Here is a 26,686-nt window from a genome sequence, read left to right as displayed (position 1 = left end):
CCGTCGGTACTCACTGGGTCAGGCGCCTTCCGTCACATCGGTCAGCAGAGCGGCGAAGGCCGGGCGCCCGGCGAGGTACCGCAGGGCTTGCAGGGTCCGTTCGCCGTCCAGGCGGGGGTCCAGGCCCTGGTCGCGCAGCCAGTCCCGCCACAGCCGGGCCTCCACGTCCACGCGGGGCGTGTCCAGGTCGTGGGTCTCGTACAGCGCCATGGTCGAGAGCACCGGGTCGCCGGTCTCCAGCGCCCGCCGGCCCGCCAGGCGCGCCCACTCCGCGACCGGTACGCCGCGGGTCGGCACGCCCAGCCCGCCCAGTTCGGCGAAGAGCGCGGAGAAGGTGGTGGCCTCCGCGCCGACCAGGTGGTAGGCGCGGCCCGCCGAGCCGGGCTCCCGGCCGAGCCGGACGACGGCGCGGGCGACCAGGTCGACGGGGGCCACCGGCAGCGGCATGTCGTCCGCCGGGTGGGCGCCGACGGCCAGGCACGCGGCCACCAGCCGCCACAGCATGTCCAGGTCGTTGCAGGCGCCGGTGGTGGTGGCGCCGCCGATCAGCCCCGGCCGGAAGACCCGTACCCGCATGCCGTCCCGCTCGGCCTTGTCCAGGAGGCGTTCGCTGGCCCACTTGGAGATGCCGTAGCCGCCGGCCTCGGGGTCCAGGGGCTGTTCCCTGCGCTCCAGCATCCGTCCCTCGGAGCCGAGGGCCTGGCCGCAGGCGGCGAGGGTGGAGACGTAGCTGATGTCGGTGATGCCGTGGCGGCGCATCCAGCCGAGGAGGTGGTGGGTGGCCAGGGTGTTGGCCGGGCGCAGCACCTCGTACGGCTCGGTGAAGACGACGTGGGCGCCGCAGTGGACGACGTGGCCGGTGCGGCGGGCCAGCTCGCCGTCGCGGAAGGTCTCGCAGACCTCGGCGATGTCGCGCAGGTCGCCGGGGACGACGTGGACGCGTGCCGGGTCGGGCTCGGGCAGCCGGAAGCGTTCGGCGGTCTCGCGCAGGCGCCTGCGGCCGTGTGCCTCGTCGTCGGCGCGGACCAGGCAGTAGATGCGGCTGCCGTGGCGGCCGGGGTCCTGGAGCAGTTCGTGCAGCAGGAAGGCGCCGACGAAGCCGGTCGCGCCGGTGAGCAGGACGTCCGTGCCGGGCGGTGCCTGGCGCGCTGCCAGGGGCGGCAGTTCGAGGGCGAGGTCGGCGTCCAGGAGGGCGGCGTCGGAGGGGCGGGCCCCGGGGGCTTGGCCGGCCGTGTCACCGGTGTCCGTGCGGGCGGCGCGGATCGCCTCGGCGACGCGGCTGACGGTGGCCTGGCTGCCGCCGGTGCGGTGCAGGTTGAGCAGCATGCCGTAGCGCTCCTGCACCTCCAGCGTCATCCGCAGGCCGAGCAGGGACGTGCCGCCGAGGGCGCCGAACTCGTCGTGCACACCGATGCCGCCGACGCCGAACAGCTCCTCCCAGAGGGAGACCAGCTCGCCTTCGAGACCGCCGGGCCGGTCGCCGGACGCGTGCTCCTCCGCACGCGGTACGGGCTCCCGGGCGGCGGCCCCCGGCACGGTGAACACCGACTCGTCCAGCGCCGAGCAGCGGCGCCGGGTGTACGGGTACGTGGGCAGCGTGACGCGCCGCCCGGTGCCGTCGTCGAACGCGCGCGGGTCCACCGGGACGCCGTGCAGCCAGGCGTCCGTGAGCGCTGCCGCGATGCGCTCGTCGCGCGCGGCGCGGTCCTCGTCCTGCTCCACCGGCAGCACGTACCGGCCGGTGCCGCCCTCCCCCTCGCCGACGACCAGCAGGTACGCGTCGGCGGGCAGCGAGGGGGGTATGGAGTCGTGCTGTTCGACGCGCGGGCCGAGGGCGGCGGCCAGGGCGGCGCGTATCTCCTCGGCCCGCTCGCCGGCCGCGGTGACGGCCAGGACGGCGCGGCGCGCACCGGCGCGGTGCGTGCGGACGGCGGGCGGGCGGGGCAGTCGCAGGGCGGCGGCCAGCCGGTCGGGGGCCGCGGTGACCACCCGGCGCTCCGCGAAGTCCTGCCGTCCGGTGCGCAGGGTGTGGGCGATGTCCCCGGCCGCCGCGCGGTCCTGGTCGATCTCGTCGGCCAGGAGGCGGGAGAGCGCGTCGAGTTCGGTACGGGTGCGGGCGGAGAGCTGGAGCCGTACGACGGGCCTGGCGGGCGCCGGGGGGCGCACCGGCGCGGGCGGCGGGGCCAGGACGACGCACGCGTTGGCGCCGCCCAGGCCCATCGAGTTCACCAGCACCCGGCGGCCGGGCTCGGCGCACCGCTCCAGGTCGGTGGGGACGCGGAAGGGGCTGTCGGCGAGTACGCCGGGGTCCCTGGCGTGCTCGAACATGGGGTGCGGCGCGATGGTGCCGGTGCGGGCGACGTGGACCGCCTTGATCAGCCCGGCGATGCCGGCGGCCGATCCGGCGTGCCCGATGTTCGCCTTGACCGTGCCGAGCGCGCAGTGGTTGCGGTCGGCCGCGCGGCCGCCCGCCGCGCGCAGGCCGTCGATGAGGCCGCGCAGCTCGACCTGGTCGCCCAGGGGCGTGCCGGAGCCGTGCGCCTCGGCGTACCGCAGGTCGGCCGGGTCGGTGCCGGACACCGCGAGCGCGGCGGCGACCACCGAGGCCAGGCCGTCCGGGCTCGGCGCGGTGAAGCCGGGCCGGCGGGCGCCGTCGTTGCCGACCGCGCTGCCGCCGATGACCGCGAGGACCGGGTCGCCGTCGGCGAGCGCGTCGGCGAGGCGGCGCAGCACGACCACGCCGACGCCGGAGCCCGCGCCCGTACCGGTGGACCGGATGTCGAAGGCACGGCAGAAGCCGTCCTCGGAGAGCACGCCGCCGGGCTGGTAGTGGTAGCCGACGGACGGGTAGGACAGTCCGCTGCCGCCCGCCAGGGCGATGTCGCACTCCTCCGACAGCAGGCTCAGGACGGCGTAGTGCACGGCGGTGAGCGAGGAGGAGCAGGCGGTCTGCACGGCCATGGAGGGGCCGCGCAGGCCGAGCTTGTACGCGACCCGGGTCGCCATGAAGTCGATGCCGCCGCCCAGTTGCAGGGCCAGGTCGTCGAAGGCGGCGGGGCCTTCCGTGCGGGCGCGGGCGTACTGGAGCAGGGTGTTGTACGTGCTGTTGCTCGCCCCGGCGAAGACGCCGACCTGCGGGCCGTGCTCGCCGTTCGGCAGGTGCCCGGCCCGCTCCAGGCCGTCCCTGCACGCTTCGAGGAAGAGGCGCTGCTGCGGGTCGATCAGCTCGGCTTCGACGGGGGTGTAGCCGAAGAACTCGGCGGCGAACAGCTCCGGGTCCTCGATCCAGCCGGACCGGGTCACGAAGCCCGGCGCGGCGGCCGTCTCGGCGGACACGCCGCAGCGGCGCAGGTCCTCGGCCGGGATGTCCCGGAGCGAGACCACGCCCTTGTCGAGGTTGTCCCAGAACTCCTCCGGGGTCGCGGCCTCCGGGAACCGGCAGCCGACGCCCACCACCGCTACGGCGGTCTCGCTGTTCATCGCGCGGCGGCCTGCCCGGCCGCGTCGTCCCGGCGGCCGCGCCGGGCGCTGCCGAGCAGGCGGCCGCGGCCCTCCGGGGAGGCCGCGGGAGCCGGCGCGTCCGGCTCGTACGACGGGTCCAGCAGCCGGGCCTGGGCGCGGACGGTGTCGTGGCGGAACAGCTCGGCGACTTCCAGCTCCCGGCCCGTCAGGTCGGAGAGTTCGTCGCTGAGCATCACCAGCAGCATCGAGTTGCCACCCGCGTCGAAGAAGCCGGTGTCCAGGGGCGCTTCGTCGATGCCCAGCACCTCCTGCCACGCCCCGCTGACGAGCCGCAGCGGGTCTTCGGGTGCGGACGCGCTGTCTTCGGGGTTCACCACGGGGTCCTCCGGGAGGGTTCTGTTCTCAGCCACGCCGCGCCGCCGCGGTGTCGAAGAGTTCGCGGGACCGGGCCATCGCCCGGCCGACCTTGTCGTAGGCGTGCTCCGGGTCGGCGAACGGGCCGACCTCGACGCCGATCCACGTGGCGCCGGCGGCGAGCAGCTGCTCGGTGAAGGCGGTCAGGTCCGCGACGCCCTCACCGGGCACCAGGTGTTCGTGGTACGTGCCGTTGGAGTCGGAGTAGTCCACGCTGTTGACCCGCCCGGCCAGCCGGCCCACCTCGGACGCGGCCACGCCGGCGACCACGAGGTGGGAGACGTCCACGTTAGCCTGGAGGGCCGGGGAGCCGACGTCGTCCAGCAGCCGCACCAGGTCGTCGACGTCGGTGACGAGGGAGGTGTCCATCGGCTCGGGCTTCACGCTGAGCCCGATGCCGCACGCCTCGGCGTAGTCGGCGAGGCGGCGCACCGAGGTGGCCAGCAGCTGCCACTGCGCCTCCTCGGGCCACATGGCGCGCCAGAACCAGTCGCCCAGCAGCAGTTTCATCACCTGGCCGCCCAGTTCGCGCGTCAGGTCGACGTGCGCCTCGGCCCGCTTGAGGTGGAACTCCCGTACGACATCGCGGAAATCGCTGAGCCCGAAGGCGTGGCACGCGGTGAGGCTGATCGGAAGACCCACCGCGTCCGCGTCGTTGCGGAACTCCAGCAGCCGGTCCGGCTTCAGCTCCATCGCCTCTTCGACGATGCAGATCCATTCGACGCCCAGCTCCGCCGCGGCCCGCCAGGCGTCCTTGCCCTGGTAAGGGGAACCGTAGAACGCCTGGTCAACCAGCAACCCGAGACTTGTCTGACCGGTCATGGATCGTCCCGCTCCTCGTCGGTGCGCTTTCCGGCCCGGGCCCGGAGGAAGCCTCGGCCTCGTTCCCGCGGAACAGGTCGGCACACAATTGCGTTGCCTGCAGTGGTGGTTGCCGCATGGCACCGCGCGTGCGGGCCGGTGCCGTTTCCGGCAGCGCGTCGGCCGCTCGCGGGTGATGGTCGGTGGTGGGAAGCCGGAACCGGACGCCGTGGGCCGGTATCCGCTACGTCTGTCCGCTACGCCGCGGAAATCGCCGCGGGAGTCACTGGTGCGGTGCGGCGGCCGGCAGCACACCGGCGCGTGCCCTCCGCGCGGGCGGCGGCGTCTGCCGCCGCGGCCGCTCTCTCGTTGATTGCCATCATTCGCGCCCCCGTCGGCCAACGATCCTGTCGACTTGCTCCAGCCCTGTCGAACACCCGGATGCTAGCACGCATCCCTGTGCGCACCCTATGCCGGAATATCACCTTATGACGACTCCAGGGTCGACGAATTCGCAGGTCACCCGGGGTAGTTGGACGTATCGAACGAAAGCGGGAGCGGGTGGTCCGAACGGTCAGGACAGGGCTGCGCCGGCCGCGCTCACCGTACGAAGGCGCACGCCGGCGACCTCGGTCGCGGACGGCCGCCCGCCGGCCGCGGCTCCGCTCCCCGCCGTGACACACCGGGTTGCTACTGTGCGCGCGTTGCGGAGCAGCCGTACGGGCGACTCCGGCGGGGAGCCTAAGGAGCAGATGAATCCATGCCCAGCCGCATCATGCTGAGCCCGGGGGACACGGCGACACTCGACCTGACGGACCCGCGCACCCACGCCGAGTACGACCTGCGCGAGGTATGGCGCCATCTGCGAAGGACGCAGCCGTTCTACTGGCACCCGTCGACCGGCGGCGCCCCGGGCTTCTGGGTCGTCTCCCGGCACGCGGACGTCTCCGAAATCTACCGGGACGACCGGCGGTTCACGTCGGAGAAGGGCAACGTCCTCACCACGCTGCTGATGGGCGGGGACTCCGCCGCCGGCATGATGGCCGCGGTGACGGACGGGCCGCGGCACGCGGACATCCGCAAGATCCTGCTCAAGGCGTTCTCGCCGCGCGCGCTGGAAGGCGTGGTGGACAACATCCGACGGTCCACCCGCGCGCTGCTCGCCGAGGCCGTCGCGCGCGAGGAGTGCGACTTCGCCCGGGACGTGGCCGCCGACATCCCGCTCACCGCGATCTGCGACCTGATGGGCGTGCCGGCGGCGGACCGGGCGAAGGTCCTGGAACTGACCGCCACGGCACTCGGCAGCGACGGGGCCGCGCAGTCGCCCGCCGCCGCGTGGCAGGCGCGCAACGACATCCTCGCGTACTTCAGGACGCTGGCCGAGGAGCGCCGCAAGAACCCGGGCACCGACGCGATCAGCGTGCTGGCCACCGGGACCGTCGAGGGCGAGCCGCTGACCATGGACGAGATCGTGGTCAACTGCTACAGCCTGATCATCGGCGGTGACGAGACCAGCCGGATGTCGATGACCGGCGGGGTGCTCGCGCTGGTCGAACACCCGGAGCAGTGGCGGGCGCTGAAGAACGGCGAGGTGGAGATCGCCACCGCGGTCGACGAGATCCTGCGCTGGACCACGCCCGCGCTGCACTTCGGCCGTACGGCACTGGAGGACGTGCCGGCCGGCGGGCAGGGCCAGGTGATCAGGGCCGGGGACGTCGTCACGCTGTGGAACGACTCGGCCAACATGGACGAGGAGGTCTTCGAGGCCCCGGAGCGCTTCCTGCTCGGCCGCACCCCCAACAAGCACCTGTCCTTCGGCTACGGCCCGCACTTCTGCCTCGGCGCCTACCTCGGGCGGGCCGAGATCGCCGCCATGCTCACCGGCCTGCGGGAGGTCGTCGCCTCGGTGGAGCAGCGTGGCGACATCCGGCGCAACTACTCCAACCTGCTGAGCGGCGTGACCAGCCTGCCGGTGGCCCTGCGGCCTGAGTGAGGCGGCACGGCGGAACAGCGGCGGCCCGGCACCCCGCCTTTCGGCAGGGGGCCGGGCCGCCGCGAGAAGGAGCCGCTCAGCCGTCGAGGCGGACCGGCAGCGATTCGATGCCGTACACGATCGACAGCTTGCGGAACGCCAGTTCGTCCGGCCCGACCGCGAGCCGCATGTTGGGGAAGCGCCGCACCAGCGCGGGGTAGGCGGCGCGCAGCTCCATCTTGGCCAGCTCGGCGCCGACGCAGCGGTGGATGCCGTACCCGAAGGCGAGGTGCGAGGGGACGTTGCGGGACGGGTCGAAGCGCTCCATCTCCGGGCCCAGCTTGCCGTCCCGGTCGGCGCCGCTCAGCGAGCACAGCACCACGTCGCCCTGGGAGATCTGCACCCCGGCGATCTCCAGGTCCTCGCGCGCGAACCGGGGGAAGGCCACCTGGACGACGGTGAGGTAGCGCAGCAGCTCCTCGACGTAGCGGTCGGCCGCCTCGTCGCCGTCCTTGAGGGCCGCGAAGTGCGAGGAGTCCTGGAGGAGCACCAGGGCGCCGAGCGCCAGCATGCTCGCGGTCGTCTCGAAGCCGCCGGTCAGCACGCCGTCGGCGAGGCCCGCCAGCTCCTCGTCGCTGACCGTGTCGCCGTGCTCCTTCACGATCATGCCGAGCAGGCCGTCGCCCGGGTCCTTCCGCTGCTTCTTGACCACCTCGCGGAAATAGGCGAGCGATTCCGATATGGCGCCGAACGACGCGTTGGCGCCGCTGAAAAGGTCGAAGCGGGCCGCGCTCAGCCGCTCGAAGTCCGCGCGGTCCTCGTACGGCACCCCGAGGAGTTCGCAAATGACCAGGGACGGAATCGGCAGGGCAAAGTGCTCGACGATATCGACCGGCTCGCCGGACCGGCCGGCCTTCTCCATGGCGTCCAGCCGCTCCTCCACGATCTCGTGGATACGCGGCGTGAGCCGGCCGAGCCGGCGCATGGTGAATTCCGGGGTCAGCAGGCGGCGCAGCCGGGTGTGCACCGGCGGGTCGGCGAATCCGAGGCCGCCGGGGTTCTGGTCGGTGCTGGCGCCGGCCTGGCCGATGAGGTTGGTGAAGTCGGAGCTGAAGGCGTTGGCCTTGCCCAGCACCGCCTTGACCTCGTCGTAACCGGTGACCAGCCACACGTTGGCGGCGATCGGCACCGGCAGCTTGCTGATGGGCTCCTGCTCGCGCACCGTCGCCAGCTCGCCCACGGGGTCGAGACCGTCCCGCCGCAATGGCATCAGTACAGACTCGGGCAAGAAAGACATCCGAGACAGGTCGAAGCCCTTCTTCCTCGTTCTTGCCATATACAAGCGGCCGGCCCAGGCGATGATCCGGGAACGGAGAGTCGTCATGACGCTAATACTGCCTTTCGTCGAGGGGGACGGTCACCCGCCCTCGGCGGGCCCCGGTAAGGGCTGCCGAACGCCGGGACATCCGCTCGGCGTTCGCGGATGTGACGTGCGCCATGAACCGGTCGGCCGCATCCAGCGTGACGAGCTCAGCCTTGTACATATGTGTGCGCGTGGTCTGAGGGCGAGTTTACAAACTGCCATTGCGGCCAATCACGGATCAACCCTTGTTCGTCCCCTAGGGGCGCCCCCGAGAGCGCCGTGACACCCCGCCCGCCGCACCGGCCGGCCCCGGCCAGGGGCAGGTGGGGCGCCATGCCGGGGCCCGGCCGCCGGGGCGCCGCCGGGTGCCGCGCGGCCGGGCCGGCGCGGAAATCGTGCCCGGCCGACCCGGAAGCGGGGACCGCGTGGCCGCCTCACACGGAACGGCACCCCCCCCGCCCGGCGGGGAGACCGTACCCGTACGCCCCTTCCGGCCCCGGGCCCCACCGCGCCCCCACCCGGCAACCCACAGCAATCCCAAACCACACACCTCATACGCCCCACATATCCCGCACACCACACACACCCCACACACGCTGACATAAAGGACATATATCCCCACGCTTGCTACGTTGCCTGCCATGACGGCTACCGCGGCGGACGCTCCCCCACCGGGTCTGAGACTGCCCAGACGCCGGGGCACCGAACTGGTTCTCCTGGTCGGCGCCGTACTCATCAGCGTCTGCGGGTACATCGACGTCGGACTCGCCCGGCAGAACGCCGTCCCGGGCGACGCGGCGAGCTACGGCGCGGGGCTGGGGGCCCTGGCCCTCCTCGGCCACCTCGCCGTACGGTTCCGCGCCCCGTTCGCCGACCCCCTGCTGCTGCCCATCGCCATTCTGCTGAACGGGCTCGGGCTGGTCCTGATCTTCCGGCTCGACCTGGAGACGCCCAAGGACCAGGCGGCACCCACCCAGCTGGTCTGGTCGGCGCTCGGCGTCGCCCTGTTCGCCGCCGTGGTCCTGCTGCTGCGCGACCACCGCACCCTCCAGCGCTACGCCTACGTGTCGGTCGCCGCCGGACTCGTCCTGATGATCGTCCCGATCCTCTTCCCCGCGGTGAACGGGGCCAAGATCTGGATCCGGGTGGCGGGTTTCTCCTTCCAGCCCGGCGAGTTCGCGAAGATCCTGATCACCGTCTTCTTCGCCGCCTACCTGGCGGCCAACCGCAACGCCCTGGCCCACACCGGCAAACGGATGTGGAAATTCCAGTTCCCCACCGGCCGGGTGCTCGGCCCGATCGCCGCCATCTGGCTGGTCAGCGTCGGCGTCCTGGTCCTCGAACGCGACCTCGGCACCTCGCTGCTCTTCTTCGGCGTCTTCGTCGTCCTGCTGTACGTGGCCACCGGGCGCACCGGCTGGATCGCGGTGGGCCTGCTGCTCGCCGCCGCCGGCGCCGCCGCCGTCGGCTCCCTCGAACCGCACGTGCACAGCCGGGTCGCGGACTGGCTGCACCCGTTCGCGAGCATCGAGGCGGGCCGCGGCGCGAGCCAGCTCGCCCAGTCGCTGTTCGCCTTCGCCGCCGGCGGGCTGCTCGGCACCGGCCTGGGCGAGGGCCACTCCGCCCTCATCGGCTTCGCCATGAAGTCGGACTTCATCCTGGCCACCTTCGGCGAGGAACTGGGCCTGGTCGGCCTCACCGGGCTCTTCCTGCTGTACGCGCTGCTGGTCGCCCGCGGCTACCGGGCGGGCCTGGCGCTGCGCGACCCGTTCGGCCGGCTGCTCGCCGTCGGCCTCGCCTCCCTGCTCGCCATCCAGGTCTTCGTCATCGCGGGCGGGGTGATGGGTCTGATTCCGCTGACCGGCATGGCGATGCCGTTCCTCGCCCAGGGCGGCTCGTCCGTCGTCACCAACTGGATCATCATCGCGCTGCTCGTCCGGATCAGCGACAGCGCCCGCAGGCCCCACCCGGACGCCGCGGAGACCGGGGTCGTCGCGGCCGTACGCACCGGCGGCGCGCCGTCGGGGTCCTCCGCCGAGCCGGACGGGGACGGCCCGTACCTCACCGGGTACGCGGGCGGCCCGCGCGAGCCCGGTCCCCCCGGCGGCCCCGGCGGCCCCGGTCCCGAGCCCCCCGCCGCCGGCCACACCGACCGCGACGACGAGGGCGGCGGCCGATGATCCGCTACATCCGCCGCGCCAGCGTCTTCTGCCTCGTGCTGCTCGTCGCGCTGCTCCTGAACGCCGCGCGGGTCCAGGTCTTCAAGGCCGACGAGTACGACAAGAACCCCGCCAACCGGCGCCCCGTACTGGCCCGTTACAGCCAGCCGCGCGGCAACATCCTGGTCGGCGGCGAGCCGGTCACCGGGTCCCGCGACAGCGGCGGACAGCTGCGCTACGAGCGCACGTACACCCAGGGCCCGCGCTACGCCCCCGTCACCGGCTACGCCTCCCAGGTCTACGGCACCTCGCTCCTGGAGAACGCCGAGGACGGCGTGCTGTCCGGCACCGACCCCCGCCTCGCCCCGGTCCCCCTGTGGACGGACATCACGCGCGAGCAGCAGCCCGGCGGCGACGTGGCGACCACGATCGACGCGGCGACGCAGCAGGCCGCGTTCGAGGGGCTGGGCGGCAAGAAGGGCGCGGTGGCCGCCGTCGAGCCGCGGACCGGCAAGATCCTGGCGCTGGCCAGCACGCCGTCGTACGACCCGAACGACATCGCCGGCACCGGCCGGCCGGTCGCCGGGGCCTGGCGCCGGCTCAACCGGGACGGCGACCAGCCGATGCTCAACCGCGCGCTGAAACAGACGTACCCGCCGGGCTCCACCTTCAAGATCGTCACGGCTGCCGCCGCGCTGGACCACCGCAAGGTCACCGACCTCGACACGGCCACCGACACCCCGAGCCCGTACCCCCTCCCCGGAACGACGACGCAGCTCACCAACGAGGCGGGCGGCTGCCGGAACGCGACGCTCCGGCACGCCTTCGAGGTCTCCTGCAACACCGTCTTCGCCCACCTCGGCGTGGACGTCGGACTCGAAGACATGACCGACACCGCCGAGAACTTCGGCTTCAACGCCACCGACCTGAAGATCCCCTCCGCCCCCGCCCGCAGCAACTTCGACACCGACATGAACGACGCGCAGGTCGCCCTCTCCGCCATCGGCCAGTACGACACCACGGCCACCCCACTCCAGATGGCCATGGTCGCCGCGGCGGTGGCCGCCGACGGCGCCGTCATGTCCCCCTACCTGGTCGACAAGGTGACCGACGCGCACGGCGAGACGGTCTCCACCACCCGGCAGAAGACCCTGCACCGGGCCATGAGCCCCGGCACGGCCAGACGCCTCCAGGAGATGATGACCGGCGTCGTCACCAAGGGCACCGGCACCGGCGCGGCGATCGACGGGGCCACGGTCGGCGGCAAGACCGGCACCGCGCAGCACGGGGTGCGCAACGAGGGCACCCCGTACGCCTGGTTCGTCTCCTGGGCCAGGAAGGACGGCGCGAGGGACCCGGCGGTGGCCGTGGCGGTGGTCGTCGAGGACGCGGCCGCCAACCGCGCGGACATCAGCGGCGGCGGCAGCGCGGCCCCCATCGCCCGCGCGGTGATGCAGGCGGCGCTACGGTGACGTACGAGCACACAAGGGCAGGGACGCAGGGGGACACATGACACAACCGCACCTCTCCCTCGCCGAAGTCGAGGCGCTGGCCCGTCGCGCGCTCGAAGGCCAGACCGACAAGGCGGGCCGCCCGTACGCGGAGCATCTCGCCGCGGTCGCCGAGGGCGTACGGGCGCGCGGCGGCAGCGACGAACAGGTCGCCGCGGCCTGGCTGCACGACGCGATAGAGGACGACGCGCTGACGCCCGCGTGGCTGGACGGCGCCGCGCTCACCGAGCACACCAAGGCAATGATCCGCGCGGTCACCAAGCACCCGGGAGAACCGGCCGAGGCGTACACGGCCCGCATCCTCGCCACCCCCGGCGCGCTCCTGATCAAAGAAGCGGACCTGGCCCACAACGCCGACCCGGCACGGCTCGCCGTCCTGGCCCCCGCCACCCGCGACCGCCTGACCGCCAAGTACACCCACATCCGCACCCTCCTGGGCCTACCCCACCCCCACTGACACCGCTGTCCCCATTGCCCCTTCCACCACCCGGACACCACCCCGCAAACCTGCCCCATACAGCTACCCTGCCCGCCATGACGACCTCGGAGCCCTCGGACACCACCGCCCCCTCGGCCCCCGGAAACCGCGTGATCGCTGCCCTCCACGGCGCGAGCGTCCGCCGCCTCACCACCGGCCAGGTCATCCTCGACGGCATCGACTGGACCGTACGGGCCGGCGAACACTGGGCCCTCCTCGGCCCCAACGGCGCCGGCAAGACCACCGTGCTGCGGCTCGTCGGCGCGCTGATGTTCCCCACCACGGGCCAGGTCGAGGTGCTCGGCCACCGCCTGGGCACCGTGGACGTACGCGAACTGCGCGCCGCGATCGGTCTCGTCTCCAGCGCGCAGAAGGTCCCCCAGGACGCCACCGGCCACACCGTCGTCCTCACCGGCGCGACCGGCACCGTGCAGCCGCTGTGGGGGAAGTACGACGACGCCGCCCGCGAGCGCGCGCACGAGCTGCTGACCGAGCTGGAGTGCAAGGACCTGGCGGACCGGCCGTACGGCGTGTGCTCCGGAGGACAACGGGCCCGCCTCCTCATCGCCCGCGCGCTGATGGCCGACCCGTCACTGCTCCTCCTGGACGAACCGTTCAACGCACTCGACCTGCCGTCCAGGGAAGACCTGATCGACACCATGCACCGACTGGCCGTGAACCGCCCCGACCTGGCGACCGTCACCGTCACCCACCACCTGGAAGAGCTCTCCCCCGCCATCGGCCACGCGCTACTCCTGCGCGAGGGCCGGGTACAGGCGGCGGGCCCTGTGGCGGACGTCCTCACCGCCTCCCACCTGACAACCTGCTTCGGCCGCCCCATCCACGTAACCCACCACAACAACCGCTGGCTCGCCCAATCAGGACATCACTAACCGTCCAACTGCTCACATTGGCCGCCCTCAGCGATCGCCTCCGTCACCTCCGCCGTGCGTTCGCGTTCCTCTTTTGCGAAGCGTTCCGCGTCGAGTTGTTCGGCGAGTTCTTCGTCCTGGGCCATCAGTTGGTCCAGGTTGGAGTCGCCCAGGTCGAAGACGCCCATGTCCACGTAGGCGCGTTGGAGGCGTTCGCCCCACAGGCCGATGTCCTTGACGCAGGGCACGATGCGGCTGAAGAGGAGTTTGCGGAAGAGGTGGAGGAATTCGGAGTTCTCGGTGAACTCGGCGGCCTCGTGGGTGGGGATGCCGAAGTTTTCCAGGACTTCCAGGCCGCGTAGGCGGTCGCGCATGAGGTAGCAGCCGTCGATGACGAATTCTTCGCGTTCGCGCAGTTCGGCGTCGGAGAGTTGTTTGTAGTAGTCGCGCAGCGCCATCCGTCCGAAGGCGACGTGGCGGGCCTCATCCTGCATGACGTAGGTCAGGATCTGCTTGGGCAGCGGCTTGGTGGTGGTGTCGCGGATCATGCCGAAGGCGGCCAGCGCCAGGCCCTCGATCAGTACCTGCATGCCCAGGTAGGGCATGTCCCAGCGGGAGTCGGTGAGGGTGTCCTCCAGGAGCGCCTGGAGGCTGTCGTTGACCGGGTAGAGCATCCCGATCTTGTCTTTCAGGAAGCGGCTGTAGATTTCGGCGTGGCGTGCCTCGTCCATGGTCTGGGTCGCGGAGTAGAACTTCGCGTCGAGGTCGGGGACGGTCTCCACGATGCGTGCCGCGCAGACCATCGCGCCCTGCTCGCCGTGCAGGAACTGGCTGAACTGCCAGGCCGCGAAGTGCTGCCGCAGTTCGCCGCGCTCCTTGTCCGACATCCGGTCCCAGTACGCCGTGCCGTACAGGGAGACCGATTCGTCCGGGGTGCCGAGCGGGTCGTACGGGTCCACCTCCTGCGCCCAGTCGATGCGCAGGCCGGCGTCCCACTGCTTGTCCTTGCCCTTCTGGTAGAGGGCCAGGAGCCGTTCGCGGCCGCCGTCGTACTCCCAGCTGAAGCGGGCCGGGCTGCCCGCCGGTACGGTCCACAGCTCGTCGCCCGGGTCCATCGCGTACAGCTCGCGGCTCGACACACGCGCCTCCTCGCTTCACCCGCCCCCCGCGCCGGAGGCGGTCGTTGGCAGGCTCACACGGGGCTTACCGGCGGGTCAATAAGTCGTGCGCAGGGGATTGACGCGCTTGCTGACAGGCAGTCTCATAAGACGTGACCGCGGGTAACCCACGAGCGAGGTAACCACAGCCATGACGACCGTGACGACAGCAACCACCGTGACGGAGCCGGAAGTCCTCCGGGACGCCCTCGGGCTGCTCAAGGACCGCGAGCAGGTGGCGGAACGGCTGCTCGACTCCTCCGCGAAGCACTCCTTCGACCCGGACACCGAACTCGACTGGGACGCACCCCTGGAAGAGGGCAAGTGGTACTGGCCGCCGGAGCTGGTGTCCCTCTACGACACCCCGCTGTGGAAGAAGATGTCCGAGGAGCAGCGGATGGAACTGTCCCGGCACGAGGCGGCCTCGCTGGCCTCGCTGGGCATCTGGTTCGAGATCATCCTGATGCAGCTGCTGGTACGGCACATCTACGACAAGTCCGTGACCAGCGCGCACGTCCGCTACGCGCTCACCGAGATCGCCGACGAGTGCCGGCACTCGAAGATGTTCGCGCGCATGATCCAGAAGGGCGGGGCGCCCTCGTACCCCGTCTCGCGCCTCAACCACAACCTGGCGCGCGTCCTCAAGACCGTCTCCACGACGCCCGGTTCCTTCGCCTGCACGCTGCTCGGCGAGGAGATACTCGACTGGATGCAGCGGCTGACCTTCCCGGACGAGCGGGTGCAGACGATCGTGCGCGGCGTCACCCGCATCCACGTCGTCGAGGAGGCCCGGCACGTCCGGTACGCCCGTGAGGAACTGCGCCGCCAGATGGTCACGGCGCCGCGCTGGGAGCAGGAGCTGACCCGGCTGAGCTGCGGCGAGGCGGCCCGCGTCTTCTCGATCGCCTTCGTCAACCCGCAGGTCTACACGAACGTCGGGCTGGACCGGCGCGAGGCGGTGGCCCAGGTGAAGGCCAGCGGGCACCGGCGCGAGGTGATGCAGTCCGGCGCGGGCCGGCTGACGGAGTTCCTGGACGACATCGGCGTACTGCGCGGCGTGGGCCGCCGGCTCTGGAAGAGCTCGGGGCTGCTGGCGTAGCGGCCGGGCGGGGACGCCCGCTCCTCGGGCGACGGGTGCTCCCGAATCCGCCGGAACCCGCCCCGGCGCTTCTCCGACGGGGCGGTTACGCTGCTGGGATGAACGGCAGCGGCACCGCCCCAGCAGTACCCCGACCCGCCTACCGCAGGCTCAGCGTCGAGGAGCGCCGCTCCCAACTCCTCGCCGCGGCCCTGGGCCTGTTCGCCCAGCGCGCCCCGGAGGACGTCTCGCTGGACGACGTCGCGAACGCCGCCCAGGTGTCCCGGCCGCTCGTCTACCGCTACTTCCCCGGCGGCAAGCAGCAGTTGTACGAGGCCGCGCTACGCAGCGCGGCCGACATACTGGAGGGCTGCTTCGACGAGCCCGAGGACGGTCCGCTGACGCAGCGCCTCGGCCGGGCGCTGGACCGCTACCTCGCCTTCGTCGACGAGCACGACGCGGGCTTCAGCGCCCTGCTCCAGGGCGGCAGCGTCGTCGAGACCACCCGCACGTCCGCGATCGTGGACGAGGTGCGGCGCACCGCCGCCGAGCAGATCCTGCACCATCTGGGCGCGGCCGCCCCCACGCCGCGGTTGCGGATGGCGGTCCGTACGTGGATAACGGCCGTCGAGGCGGCGTCCCTGATCTGGCTGGACGAGGACAAGCAGCCGCCGCTGGACGAGCTGCGCGACTGGCTGGTCGACCACTTCGTGGCGCTGCTGACCGCGACCGCGGCGACCGACGAGCAGGCCGCCCAGGTGGCGCGGGCGGCGCTGGCCATGGAGACCTCCGAGGGCCCGGTCGGCGAGCTGGCCCGGCGGATCCTGCCGATCGTGGCCGAGGCGGCGCACCTGCTCTGAGCGCGCCCCGCCGTTCGGCCTACTCGGCGGCGTATGGCCTGACCTGCACTTTCACCGGTCCGGGAATCGATGTGAGACTGGTGGGGTGAGAAGTGAGAACACCCCGTTCATCGGCGGTCCGCTGGATGGGCGGGTGCTGCCGGTCCTCGTCGGTGCGACCGGCCAGCCGCCGAAGACGTACGAGATCCCGGTGCCGAACGACGACGGCCGCCCGCCGACGGTGCACCTGTACCGGCGGGCGCCGGGCCGGGTGGGCCGGCTGGGGCTGCCACGGGGGTGGAAGTACGAGTACGACCCGGAGGGCAAGCCGGAAGGCGGTCCCAAGTGGCCGTGGGGGAAGCGGCGTTGACAGCGGGCGGGGAGGGCGGCGCGGCACTTCCCACTTGGTCCGGACCATTGACAGTGCTGGTCTAGTCCTGTTTGCTCCCTGCCCAGGGGGGAGCCGCGCTTGCGCCTCCCTGGCAAGGCCCCACCCCCGCAGGGGCGGCCCCCTCCCGCCTTCGGCACCCGTGTACGCCCCCTCCGTACCGCCGTCGACAAGGAGCACCCCCCATGCGCCGCAGACGCAGGCTCTCCAAGAGATCCCTCGCCGCCGTCGCCGCCGGCCTCCTCGGCGCCACGGCCCTGTTCGCCTCCCCCGCCCACGCCGGCCCGCCGGCCGCGGCCCCCGGCACCGGGTCCGCCACCCGCGCGCAGGCCCTCCCGGAGCACGCCCTCGTCGGCTACCTCCACGCCGGCTTCGCCAACGGCTCCGGCTACACCCGGCTGGCCGACGTCCCGGACAGCTGGGACATCATCGACCTGGCCTTCGGCGAGCCGACCTCCGCCACCTCCGGCGACATCCGCTTCTCCCTGTGCCCGAAGGCGGAGTGTCCCGGTGTGGAGACCGAGGACGAGTTCAAGGCCGCGGTCAAGGCCAAGCAGGCCGCGGGCAAGAAGGTGCTGATATCGATCGGCGGGCAGAACGGGCAGGTGCAGCTGACCACCACCGCCGCCCGCGACCGGTTCGTGCAGTCGGTCGGCGCGATCATCGACCGGTACGGGCTGGACGGCCTGGACATCGACTTCGAGGGCCACTCCCTCTCGCTGGCCGGCGGCGACACCGACTTCAAGAACCCGAAGACCCCGTCGATCGTCAACCTGATCTCGGCGGTGAAGACCCTCAAGGCCCGGTACGGCGCCGGGTTCACCCTGACCATGGCGCCGGAGACGTTCTTCGTCCAGCTCGGCTACCAGTTCTACGGCTCGGGCCCCTGGGGCGGCCAGGACCCGCGCGCCGGCGCGTACCTGCCCGTCATCCACGCGTTGCGCGACGACCTCACGCTGCTGCACGTCCAGGACTACAACTCCGGCCCCGTCATGGGCCTGGACAACCAGTACCACTTCATGGGCGGCGCGGACTTCCCCATCGCGATGACCGACATGCTGCTGACCGGCTTCCCGGTCGCCGGCAACCAGAACAACGTCTTCCCCGCGCTCAAGCCGTCCCAGATCGCCATCGGCCTGCCCGCCTCCCCGTACGCGGGCAACGGGCACACCCCGCCGGCCGAGGTCACCAAGGCCCTCAACTGCCTGACCAAGTCCACCGACTGCGGCAGCTACCGGACGCACGGCCGCTGGCCCGCGCTGCGCGGACTGATGACCTGGTCCGTCAACTGGGACCGCTTCGGCGGCTGGGAGTTCCAGAAGAACTTCGACAGGTACTACGGGAACTGATCCCGCCTCAGCAGCATGCCTGACGGGCCGTCGGGTGCGGCAACACGCCGCCGACCGCCGATCGGGTGACCGTACCGCTCCGGTGGCCGCACCCCCGCGGCGAAGATACGACGACCGTGGCACGATCCGAACGAACCGGGCGGCGGACCGCGGGTCCGCCGCGGCCGCAGCAGTTCGTCGGAGGTGGACTCGTGTCGCAGCGGTGCCCGTCGGTACGGCCCGGACCAGGTCGGTCGGCGCCGGGGCGGATCGTACGGTCGGTGTGCGCGGCGGCGCTGGCGGGCGCGGTCACCCTGACGCTGCCCGCGGCCCCCGTGCACGCCGCTCCCGAGCCGGACCCGGCCCCCGCCGGGGAAGCGCCGGAGCCCGACGGCTCCGGAGACGCGTCGCTGCGCCGTCTGCTCACCCGCCTCCAGGACCTCTACCGGCGGACCGAACAGGCCACCGAGGAGTACAACGCCACCGAGGAGGGCCTGAAGGCGCAGCGGAAGAAGACCCAGGACCTCAACGTCCGGCTGGCCCGCACCCGTACGCGGCTCGCCGACGGGCAGGCCGACGCGGGACGGCTGGCCCGCCAGCAGTACCAGGGCACCGGCGCCGGCGGGCTCTCCGCGTACCTGCGCATGCTGCTCGCCGACGACCCGCGGGACGTCCTGGAGGAGGGGCACCTGCTCAAGGAGGCGGCCGGCGGCCAGGCCGCCGTCGTCAGCCGGCTCACCCGCAACGAAAAGCGGGCGGACGAGCTGGCGAAGGCGTCGCGGGCGGCGCTGGACAGGCAACAGGTGCTCACCGAGCAGCGCAAGCAGCAGCGGGACGCGGTGGAGGGCCGCCTCAAGGAGGTCGAGGAACTGCTCTCCGACCTCTCCGAGGACCAGCTCGCCGAACTCGGCCGGATGGAACAGGAGGGCACGGACGCCGCACAGCGCAGCCTGCTGTCGTCCGGCGAGCTGAGCGGGGCGCGCGCCCCTTCGGCCGGCGGCGAGCGGGCGGTCCGGTACGGCCTGCGGCAGGTCGGCAAGCCGTACGTCTGGGGCGCGCAGGGGCCCGACTCCTTCGACTGCTCCGGCCTCACCTCGCAGGCCTGGTCCCACGCCGGCCTGGCCGTCCCGCGCACCAGCCAGGAGCAGTGGCGGCAGCTGCCGCACGTCCCGCTGAGCCGGCTGCGCCCCGGCGACCTGGTGCTCTACTTCCCCGGCGCCACACACGTCGCGATGTACCTGGGCGACGGCAAGGTGGTCCAGGCCCCGCGCCCCGGCGCCCGGGTCAAGGTCTCCCCCATCGCGGCGAACCCCCTGCTCGGCGCCGTACGACCGGACCGGGACGCCGCGGCGCTGCGCGCCTACGTGCCACCGCCCCTGCCGGACGACGCCACGGCGGGCGCCGATACGGGGTACGGGTCGGCGACGGGCCCGGCCTGAGCCGGGGGTGGTACTGGTGCCACCCGCACAAGTGAAACCTGGGTGATCGATTCCGCCCGCCCCGCACCGCAGCATCTTTCCTGTACGGCAGTACGGTCGTACGCGTCTCCAGGGGAGGAACGTATGCGGGTGTTCGGAAAGCGCCGGTGGCGAAGGGCCTCCGTGGCGGGACTGGTGACCGTGGCGACGGCCGCGCTGCTGCCGGCGGCCACCGGGTCCGCCGCGGCCGCGGGCGGCGGGCACGTTCCCGCGCGCTACACGGAGCAGCGGCTCGACTGGCACACCTGTGACGGCGCGCCGTCTCTGGACTGCGCGACGATGACCGTGCCGCGCGACTGGCACCGCCCCGCGAGCGGCCCGGACATCAGCGTTTCCGTGTCCCGGCACCGGGCGACCGATCCGGCCGCCAGGCGGGGCGTTTTGATGATGGCGGCGGGCGGGCCGGGCGGCACGGGGCTGCTCAGACCGCACCGCTTCGCCACGGAATCCCCGAAGGTGGCGGCCGCCTACGACATCGTGAGTTTCAACCAGCGCGGACTGCCGCTCAGCACCCCCTTGCGCTGCCAGACCCAGGAGGAGTTCGACGCGTTCTTCGGCGACGACTCCCGGGACCGCTCGGCCGAGGCGGTGCGCGGTGTCGTGCGGCGTTCGCGGCAGCTGGCCCGTGCCTGCCAGGAGCGGAGCGGCGGGCTGGCGCCGTATGTCACCACCGAGCAGACCGTGCGCGACATGGATCTGTTCCGCGCGCTGCTCGGCGCCCGCAAGATCGCGTATTACGGTCCCTCGTACGCGACCGTGATCGGCGCCTACTACGCGACGGAGTTCCCGCACCGCGTCGAACGGCTCGTCCTGGACAGCCCGGTCGGCTTCGCCGGTACCTGGCAGGACTTCGAGGAGGGCCAGCCGCTCAGCTTCCAGCGCCGGTTGGAGCAGGACTTCCTGCCGTGGCTGGCCGCGCGGGACGCCACGTACCACTACGGGCGCACCGCGGCCGAGGCGAAGGCGAAATGGGAAGCGCGGCGGCGGGCCCTGCGCGACCGCCCGGCCGGCCTGGGCGACGGGCGGCGGGTGACCCCCAACCGCCTGGACTTCGGCACCAGCCAGGCTCTCTACAACGCGGCCGAGGGCTTCGCGCCGCTGGCCACCGCGCTCGCCGCCCTCGACCACTGGGACACCGCCACACCGGCCGAGCGCGACACGGCAGGCATGGTCTTCGGCCGCTATCTCAGCCCGGGGTTCCTTGCCGAGTACACGGCGGTGACGTGCAACGACACCCCATGGAGCCGGGACATGGACGGCTGGGTGCGCCGTACCGCCACGTACACGGCGAAGTACCCGCTCGTCGGGGCGCGGGCCCTGGCCTTCGCCGCGACCTGCGCCGCCTGGCCCGCTTCCCGCGCCCCGCGCGTCCACGTCACCGGCAAGGACCTGCCGACGACGCTCCTGCTCGCCTCCCGGCACGACCCGGCCGCCCACTACGAGGGCGCCCTCGGGGCCCACCGGGCGCTGCGCGGCTCCCGCCTGGTCACCGTCGCGGGTGGCGACCACGGCCAGTACCAGAACGCCAACCCGTGTGTGGACGCCCTGGTAGACCGGTATCTGCTCACGGGGGCCGCGCCGGCGAAGGACGCCGGCTGCCCGGCGCCCGGGTCGGCCGGCTAGCCCAGCGAAGCGAGGTACGCCTCGGTCTTCTCCGGCTCGAAGAAGAAGTTGTCGAAGTCGGACGGGTCGTTGAACCCGTTCGCGAACCGGTCGGCGACCGGCTGGAGCTGTCCGGCCGCGCCGATCAGGTTCAGCACGTGCTCCGGCGGCGGCGCCAGCATCGCGTTGGTCCACCTCGTGACGTGCCGGGCGGTCTGCCAGTAGCGGTCGAAGGCGGTCTGCATCCAGTCCGCGTCGAAGGGGCGGTCGCCGTGCTCGACGATGGAGGCGAGGTAGGAGGCGGCGCACTTGGACGCGGAGTTGGAGCCCTGACCGGTGATCGGGTCGTTGGCGACGACGACGTCCGCGACGCCGAGGACCAGGCCGCCGGAGGGGAGCCGGCCGATGGGGTGGCGCACGGTCGGCGCGTAGCGTCCGGCGAGCGTGCCGTTGGCGTCGGTCAGCTCGACCTTCGTGGCGCGCGCGTACTCCCAGGGAGTGAAGCGCTCCATCAGCTCCAGGGTGGTCGCCAGGTGCTCGTTGGGGTCCCGGACGCCCGAGAAGACGTCCAGCGGGCCGCCGGGTACGCCTTCCCAGAAGAGGATGTCGGCGCGGCCCGAGTTGGTCAGCGTCGGCATGACGAACAGCTCGCCGACCCCCGGTACGAGGTTGCAGCGCACCGCGTCGAAGTCGGGGTGCTCGGGGCGCGGGCCCAGGCCGTGCACGTACGCGACGGACAGGGCGCGCTGCGGTGCGTCGTACGGGGAACGGGACGCGTCCCGGCCGAACATCGACACCAGCTCGCCCTTGCCCGCCGAGACCAGCGTCAGGTCGTAGCGGCTCGCGAAGAAGTCGAGGTCGGAGACGGCGGCGCCGTGGATGACGAGCTGCCCGCCGCGCTGCGCGAAGGTCTCCATCCAGCCGGCCATCTTCAGGCGCTGGTCGACGGACTGGGCGTGGCCGTCCAGCTTGCCGACCCAGTCGACGGCGCGCTGGGTGCCGCCGGGCGCCGCGTGGCTGCCGGGGGCGGCGACCGAGACGCCCAGCCCCTCGATGCGCGGCGCCTGGCTCTCCCAGAAGTTTAGCCCCAGGTCGCGCTCGTGCTGGAGCGCGGTGTGGAACATGCACTGCGTGGACATGACCCGGCCGGAGCGGATCTCGTCGGCGGTGCGGTTGGACATGAGGGTGACCTCGTAGCCCTTGGACTGGAGTCCGAGGGCGAGTTGGAGACCGGACTGGCCGGCTCCGACGATGAGTATCTTCCGCATGGTGGTGCTCTCTTCCCAGGTACGGGGGGGGCGGCTCGGGGCTATTCGGGAGTGGCTTCGAGGGCGTGCGCGACGAGCGCGAGCAGCGCGTCGACGACCGTGATCCGCTGGCGCGCGTCCATGATCACGACGGGCACGTGCGGCGGCACGGTCAGCGCCTCGCGTACGTCCTCGACGGCGTACTCGGCCGTCCCCTCGAAGTGGTTGACCGCGACGATGTACGGCAGGCCGCAGCTCTCGAAGTAGTCCAGCGCGGGGAAGCAGTCGTCCAGGCGGCGGGTGTCGGCCATCACGACGGCGCCGATCGCGCCGCGCACCAGGTCGTCCCACATGAACCAGAAACGTTGCTGCCCCGGCGTACCGAACAGGTACAGCACCAGGTCGGAGTCGAGGGTGATCCGCCCGAAGTCCATCGCGACCGTGGTCGTGGTCTTGTGCGGGGTGGCGGACAGGTCGTCGGTGTCCTCGCTGGCCTGCGTCATCACCGCCTCGGTCTGCAAGGGGGTGATCTCGGAGACCGAGCCGACGAAGGTCGTCTTGCCCACGCCGAAGCCGCCCGCCACCACGATCTTGGTCGCGATGGGCGCGCGGGAACGATCCGTCTGCCAGCTCTGCAGCCCCGCCTCGTCGGCCGCCGCGGACACCCCGGACGCTCCGGCGGCCCCGGCCGCAGTGGCCGTCATCGTGTCAGAGCCTGCGAAGTCCACCCAACACCCTTTCGAGCAGCGCGCGGTCGGGCCGGCCGGGGCCGTGCCCGGTGCCGTAGACGCGGATCTTTCCCTGGTCTGCGAGATCGCTGAGCAGGACGCGGACCACGCCCAGCGGCATCTTGAGCAGCGCGGAGATCTCCGCGACCGAGCGCATGCGGCGGCACAGCTCGACGATCGCGCGCATCTCCGGCATCACCCGGTCGCCCCAGCCGCCGGAGGTCAGCTCGCGCCGCTCCTCGGGGCCGTCCAGCGCGGCCACGAACGTCTCGACGAGCAGCACGTGGCCGAAGCGGGTGCGTCCGCCGGTGAGCGAGTACGGGCGCACGCGCGAGGGTTTCCTGTCCCCGCCGCGTACGGGGAGCTTGGGGACGGTGCTCACTGGGCGCTCTCCATCGACTTGCGCAGCTCGCTGCGGAGTTCGGGGGTGAGGACATGGCCGGCCCGGCCGACGAACAGCGCCATGTGGTAGGCGATGACGCTCATGTCGCAGTCCGGGGCGGCGTGCACCCCGAGCAGCGAGCCGTCGCTGACCGACATGACGAAGAGGCTGCCTTCCTCCATCGCGACCATTGTCTGCTTGACCGCGCCGCCGTCCATCAGCCTGGCGGCGCCGGTGGTCAGGCTGCCCAGCCCGGAGACGATGGTGGCCAGGTCCGCGCTGGACCCGCGGGGCCCCGCGGGTGCTCCGGGCCGCCCGCCCGGAGCCGCCGTGGCGGCGGCTTTCGGGTCGGAGGAGAGCAGCAGCAGTCCGTCGGAGGAGACCACCGCGACCGAGCGGATGCCCGGTACCTCGTCAACCAGGTTGGTCAGCAACCAGTGCAGATTCCGTGCCTGACTGCTCAGTCCGTAAGCAGTGGGCGCTTGCGCCTTCAATCGCGTGCCTCCTCGACAACGTGGCTCTCTCCCGGGGCCCCCGCTCCGTCGGTGTCCGTCTGTGGGATGGTCTGCTCCGCTGTGCGTTCCGCGATCTCGGCCTCGACGTCGCGCCGGCCGTCCCGCGCCCCCTGCTGGAAGCCGCCGAGCCGGGCCCGCAGGGCTTCGGCGTTGGCCGCCGCGTTGCCCGTGCGGGGTGCGGCGGGGGGCTTCCGCGCCACGATCCTGGGCGTGCGCTTGGGCAGCCCCTGATCGGTCACCCGGGGCGGCGTCGCGGCGTCCGCCCGGGTGTGTTCGCCGGGCCCGGCGGCGTACGGTCCTGCCGCGCCGGTCCCGCTGGTCGTCTGCGCGGCCGGGTCCGCGGTCCCGGGCGCCGGGTGGGCCGCGTCCTGGGTCCTGTCGTGTTCGGCGGCGTCCACGGCGCGCTCCGCCGCTGCCACCAGGGAGTCGTCCGAGGGGGCGTGCTCGCTCTGGTCCGCGCTCCCGGCCGCCGGGTCCAGGCGCGGCAGCCGCGTCTGGAGGGTGTTGGAGTTGGCCTCGGCGACCGAGCCGGGCAGGTTCTGGGTGGCGCCGGACTCGCCGGGCGGCGTGTGCGCGGCGGCCGGGGCGGGCCGGGTGGGCAGGATGGACGCGGGCAGCACGACGACGGCCGTGATGCCGCCCTGCTTCTGGTCCCGCAGCTGTACGCGCACGCCGTGGCGGGCGGCGAGCCGGACGACGACGTACAGGCCGAGCCCGAGGGCCTCGTCCGCCGTCTCCAGGCTGTCGCCGGAGGGCTCCGCCGCGTCCGCCAGGCGGGCGTTCAGCTCCGCCAGCCGGTCGGCGGTCATCCCTATGCCCTCGTCCTGGACGGAGAGCATGACCTCGCCGCTCTCCAGCAGCCAGCCGGACAGCTCGACATGCGAGTCCGGCGGCGAGAAGGCGGTGGCGTTCTCCAGCAGCTCGGCCACCAGGTGGCTGATGTCGTCGGCGGCGAACCCGGCGACCTGGGAGTGCGGCGGCAGCGACTGGACGCGGACCCGCTCGTACCGCTCGATCTCGCTGACGGAGGCGCGCAGCACGTCCAGCAGCGGGACCGGGCCCGGGTGCGCGGTGCTGTGCTCGGCGCCGGCCAGCACGAGCAGGTTCTCGCTGTTGCGCCGCATGCGGGCGGCGAAGTGGTCCAGCTTGAAGAGGGTTTCCAGGCGGTCGGGGTCCTGCTCCTTCTCCTCCAGCGACTCGATGACGGTCAGCTGGCGCTCCACCAGGCCCAGGGTGCGCAGCGCGAGGTTGACGAACCGTCCCTGTACGCCGGTGCGCAGCGCCGTCATCCGCCCGGTGAGGTCCGCGATCTCCTGCCGCAGCGACTCCCGCTCCTCCCGAAGCGCCTCGCGCTCGGCGGCCAGCCGCTGCCGTCCGCCGACCAGCCGGGCGCGCTCGGCCTCCAGTCCGGCGACCCGGCGGGCGGTCTCGCCCACGTGGGCGTGCAGCGCGTTGACGGACCGTACGGCGTCGGCGAACTCGTCGTTGCGGCCCTTGAACCCGACCGGCGGCTCGCCCGCCGGGTCGGCCGCCACCCGCTTGGCGCCCAGTCGCAGCGCCGCGAGCGGCCGGGTCACCGAGCGCCACGCGGAGACACCGGCGCCGGCCGCGAGCAGCAGGCAGGCGCCGACCAGGGCGATACGAATCTCCATGGCCGTCACGTCGTCGTCTCGCAGCGCGCCGAGCCGGTCGATGTCGGCGGTGGCCATCGACGCCTCGACGCCGCGCATCAGGCCGATCCGGGCGGTGAGCGCGGCCTGTACGCGTGCGCTGCTCAGGCTCTGGTCGGCGGCGTCCAGGCGCGGCTGGTCGGTGAGCCGGGTGAGGTAGTGCTCGGCGGTGTTGACGTCGCCACCGTTGACGGTGCGCTCGTAGGCGTCCTGCGCCTTGGTGCTCGCCGACTGCTTGAAGGCGGCCAGCGCGGCCTGTTCGCGTACGTACGACTGCTGGGCCGCGGCGGTCAGCCGGGGCTGCGGGCCGCCGTTGGCGAGGGCCGGTACCAGCAGCGCGCGGGTGACGGACGCCTGGTCGGTGGCGCGGCCGAGCTGCGGCAGGGCACGGGCGTCCGGGGCAACCTCGTTCGCGCGGGCGGGCAGGTCGCGGGCGACGGCGTCGGACAGGGCGCCCAGCGCCTGGATCGCGGCCGTGTAGGCGTCGAGGGTGTCGGTGGCCTGGCCAGGGCCGGACAGCGCCTTCTGGCGGGTTTCCGGCAGCGCGCGCAACAGCTTGTCGGCTGCCTTGTACGTGTCGGTGGCCCCGGCGGCTCCGTGGGCGACCGCGCGCAGTTCGCCGATCTGCCGGTCCACGCGGGCCCGCTGGGACTCCGAGACGCCGGCGCCGGACTTGGCGGTGCGTCCCGCGGCGACGTACTCGGTCATCGCGTCGCGCTCGTCGGCGAGGGAGTGCGCGAGGGTGACGGCGCGGGCGTTCAGTCCGGCGAGGTCGACCAGGCGCTGGGAGTCGTGGGCGTCGTCCACGGCGGACAGGACGGCTGGGGCGCCCGCGCCCAGGACGGCGGCCGCGGCGACGGCCACGGCGACGACGAGCCGGTTGCGCACCCGCGCGCGGCGCCCGGCGGGCGCCGGGACGGGTGCGGGCGGAGCGGCCTTGGGGGGCTTCTTCCCACGGGCGGCGGGCCCGGTGCCACCGGGCGCGGTGCCGGTTCCCGGCGCCGGTACGGCCCCCGGGGGTGCGGCCGGGCCGACGCCCTGAGCCGTACCCGAAACCGAACCGGCCGGTGTTTCCGGACCGACCGCGCCGTCCCGAAGCCGCTTCTTTGGCACCGCTGCTCGCATTCCTGTCTCGCCTGCCCACACCGTGTGGTCCCGCGGACCCGGATCGCCCTCCGCTCGCGGCGCGTACCCGTGCGAAGGCCGCGTGATCCGCAGCAATTCGCACGTCCGCGAGAGGAA

General features: G+C 72.7%; 21 protein-coding genes. 11 read left to right on the top strand and 10 right to left on the bottom strand.

Going from position 1 to position 26,686, the window contains the following annotated elements; translation table 11 throughout:
* Nucleotides 1-18: 18 nt before the first annotated feature.
* Genes ACH4K4_RS13200 through ACH4K4_RS13190 form a run of 3 tightly spaced genes read right to left on the bottom strand, consistent with a single transcriptional unit; the run spans nucleotide 19 to nucleotide 4,698 of the window.
* Nucleotides 19-3,480: a thioester reductase domain-containing protein gene (locus ACH4K4_RS13200; protein ID WP_398167007.1), complete on the bottom strand. Its 3,462-nt coding sequence runs from the start codon at nucleotides 3,478-3,480 to the stop codon at nucleotides 19-21.
* Complete coding sequence (locus ACH4K4_RS13195) at nucleotides 3,477-3,872, bottom strand: acyl carrier protein (protein ID WP_398167005.1); 396 nt, start codon at nucleotides 3,870-3,872, stop codon at nucleotides 3,477-3,479. Before ACH4K4_RS13195 ends, ACH4K4_RS13200 begins: the two co-directional genes overlap by 4 nt.
* Entirely contained in the window at nucleotides 3,865-4,698 is an 834-nt protein-coding gene (locus ACH4K4_RS13190; protein WP_398167003.1) for a sugar phosphate isomerase/epimerase family protein, read from the bottom strand. The genes ACH4K4_RS13195 and ACH4K4_RS13190 overlap by 8 nt, the downstream gene beginning before the upstream one ends.
* A 739-nt stretch (nucleotides 4,699-5,437) precedes the next feature.
* Here ACH4K4_RS13190 and ACH4K4_RS13185 point away from each other — a divergent pair.
* Nucleotides 5,438-6,670 carry a cytochrome P450 gene (locus tag ACH4K4_RS13185; protein WP_398167002.1) on the top strand — a complete coding sequence of 411 codons (1,233 nt, stop codon included), beginning with the start codon at nucleotides 5,438-5,440 and terminating at the stop codon, nucleotides 6,668-6,670.
* 76 nt (nucleotides 6,671-6,746) lie between these two features.
* Here the strand turns inward: ACH4K4_RS13185 and ACH4K4_RS13180 are convergent, their stop codons facing one another.
* Nucleotides 6,747-7,985 carry a cytochrome P450 gene (locus ACH4K4_RS13180; RefSeq protein ID WP_398167202.1) on the bottom strand — a complete coding sequence of 413 codons (1,239 nt, stop codon included), beginning with the start codon at nucleotides 7,983-7,985 and terminating at the stop codon, nucleotides 6,747-6,749.
* A gap of 668 nt (nucleotides 7,986-8,653) precedes the next feature.
* Between ACH4K4_RS13180 and ACH4K4_RS13175 the strand changes: the two genes are divergently transcribed.
* From ACH4K4_RS13175 to ACH4K4_RS13160, 4 genes are all read left to right on the top strand, one after another.
* Complete coding sequence (locus ACH4K4_RS13175; protein ID WP_398167001.1) at nucleotides 8,654-10,192, top strand: FtsW/RodA/SpoVE family cell cycle protein; 1,539 nt, start codon at nucleotides 8,654-8,656, stop codon at nucleotides 10,190-10,192.
* A complete protein-coding gene (locus ACH4K4_RS13170; protein ID WP_398166999.1) occupies nucleotides 10,189-11,643 on the top strand; it encodes a penicillin-binding transpeptidase domain-containing protein in 1,455 nt (484 codons plus the stop codon). Before ACH4K4_RS13175 ends, ACH4K4_RS13170 begins: the two co-directional genes overlap by 4 nt.
* 37 nt (nucleotides 11,644-11,680) lie before the next feature.
* A complete protein-coding gene (locus tag ACH4K4_RS13165) occupies nucleotides 11,681-12,139 on the top strand; it encodes an HD domain-containing protein (protein ID WP_398166998.1) in 459 nt (152 codons plus the stop codon).
* 77 nt (nucleotides 12,140-12,216) lie between these two features.
* Nucleotides 12,217-13,053, top strand: coding sequence for an ABC transporter ATP-binding protein (locus tag ACH4K4_RS13160; RefSeq protein ID WP_398166997.1), 837 nt, complete (start codon nucleotides 12,217-12,219; stop codon nucleotides 13,051-13,053).
* Here the strand turns inward: ACH4K4_RS13160 and ACH4K4_RS13155 are convergent.
* Nucleotides 13,050-14,171: a ferritin-like domain-containing protein gene (locus ACH4K4_RS13155; protein ID WP_398166996.1), complete on the bottom strand. Its 1,122-nt coding sequence runs from the start codon at nucleotides 14,169-14,171 to the stop codon at nucleotides 13,050-13,052. The two genes, ACH4K4_RS13160 and ACH4K4_RS13155, sit on opposite strands and share 4 nt — an antisense overlap.
* A 169-nt stretch (nucleotides 14,172-14,340) precedes the next feature.
* On the opposite strand from ACH4K4_RS13155, the gene ACH4K4_RS13150 reads away from it, so the two are divergent.
* The 6 genes from ACH4K4_RS13150 (at nucleotide 14,341) to ACH4K4_RS13125 (ending at nucleotide 20,923) form a co-directional block, all read left to right on the top strand.
* The gene (locus ACH4K4_RS13150) at nucleotides 14,341-15,288 is read left to right on the top strand and encodes a diiron oxygenase (RefSeq protein ID WP_398166995.1); all 948 of its coding nucleotides are present in this window, start codon (nucleotides 14,341-14,343) and stop codon (nucleotides 15,286-15,288) included.
* Nucleotides 15,289-15,386: 98 nt separating this feature from the next.
* On the top strand, nucleotides 15,387-16,127 hold the full coding sequence (locus ACH4K4_RS13145) for a TetR/AcrR family transcriptional regulator (protein ID WP_398166994.1): 741 nt from the start codon (nucleotides 15,387-15,389) through the stop codon (nucleotides 16,125-16,127).
* A gap of 85 nt (nucleotides 16,128-16,212) precedes the next feature.
* Nucleotides 16,213-16,476 carry a hypothetical protein gene (locus ACH4K4_RS13140; protein WP_398166993.1) on the top strand — a complete coding sequence of 88 codons (264 nt, stop codon included), beginning with the start codon at nucleotides 16,213-16,215 and terminating at the stop codon, nucleotides 16,474-16,476.
* Between the two features lie 203 nt (nucleotides 16,477-16,679).
* Nucleotides 16,680-17,843 carry a chitinase gene (locus ACH4K4_RS13135; protein ID WP_398166992.1) on the top strand — a complete coding sequence of 388 codons (1,164 nt, stop codon included), beginning with the start codon at nucleotides 16,680-16,682 and terminating at the stop codon, nucleotides 17,841-17,843.
* 191 nt (nucleotides 17,844-18,034) lie between these two features.
* A complete protein-coding gene (locus ACH4K4_RS13130) occupies nucleotides 18,035-19,261 on the top strand; it encodes an NlpC/P60 family protein (protein ID WP_398166990.1) in 1,227 nt (408 codons plus the stop codon).
* Between the two features lie 123 nt (nucleotides 19,262-19,384).
* Nucleotides 19,385-20,923 carry an alpha/beta hydrolase gene (locus ACH4K4_RS13125; protein ID WP_398166989.1) on the top strand — a complete coding sequence of 513 codons (1,539 nt, stop codon included), beginning with the start codon at nucleotides 19,385-19,387 and terminating at the stop codon, nucleotides 20,921-20,923.
* Here the strand turns inward: ACH4K4_RS13125 and ACH4K4_RS13120 are convergent.
* The 5 genes from ACH4K4_RS13120 to ACH4K4_RS13100 are packed head-to-tail and all read right to left on the bottom strand — an operon-like array spanning nucleotide 20,920 to nucleotide 26,557.
* Complete coding sequence (locus ACH4K4_RS13120) at nucleotides 20,920-22,170, bottom strand: styrene monooxygenase/indole monooxygenase family protein (protein WP_398166988.1); 1,251 nt, start codon at nucleotides 22,168-22,170, stop codon at nucleotides 20,920-20,922. The genes ACH4K4_RS13125 and ACH4K4_RS13120 overlap by 4 nt on opposite strands.
* A 41-nt stretch (nucleotides 22,171-22,211) precedes the next feature.
* Nucleotides 22,212-22,853, bottom strand: coding sequence for a GTP-binding protein (locus ACH4K4_RS13115; protein WP_398166986.1), 642 nt, complete (start codon nucleotides 22,851-22,853; stop codon nucleotides 22,212-22,214).
* A gap of 4 nt (nucleotides 22,854-22,857) precedes the next feature.
* Entirely contained in the window at nucleotides 22,858-23,259 is a 402-nt protein-coding gene (locus tag ACH4K4_RS13110; protein WP_398166984.1) for a DUF742 domain-containing protein, read from the bottom strand.
* A complete protein-coding gene (locus ACH4K4_RS13105) occupies nucleotides 23,256-23,753 on the bottom strand; it encodes a roadblock/LC7 domain-containing protein (RefSeq protein WP_398166983.1) in 498 nt (165 codons plus the stop codon). Before ACH4K4_RS13105 ends, ACH4K4_RS13110 begins: the two co-directional genes overlap by 4 nt.
* A complete protein-coding gene (locus tag ACH4K4_RS13100; protein WP_398166982.1) occupies nucleotides 23,750-26,557 on the bottom strand; it encodes a nitrate- and nitrite sensing domain-containing protein in 2,808 nt (935 codons plus the stop codon). The genes ACH4K4_RS13105 and ACH4K4_RS13100 overlap by 4 nt, the downstream gene beginning before the upstream one ends.
* Nucleotides 26,558-26,686: the final 129 nt, after the last annotated feature.

This window comes from Streptomyces sp. NPDC017529 (assembly GCF_044329785.1).
Lineage (GTDB): Bacteria > Actinomycetota > Actinomycetes > Streptomycetales > Streptomycetaceae > Streptomyces.
This window is presented reverse-complemented; position numbering and strand designations above follow the sequence as displayed.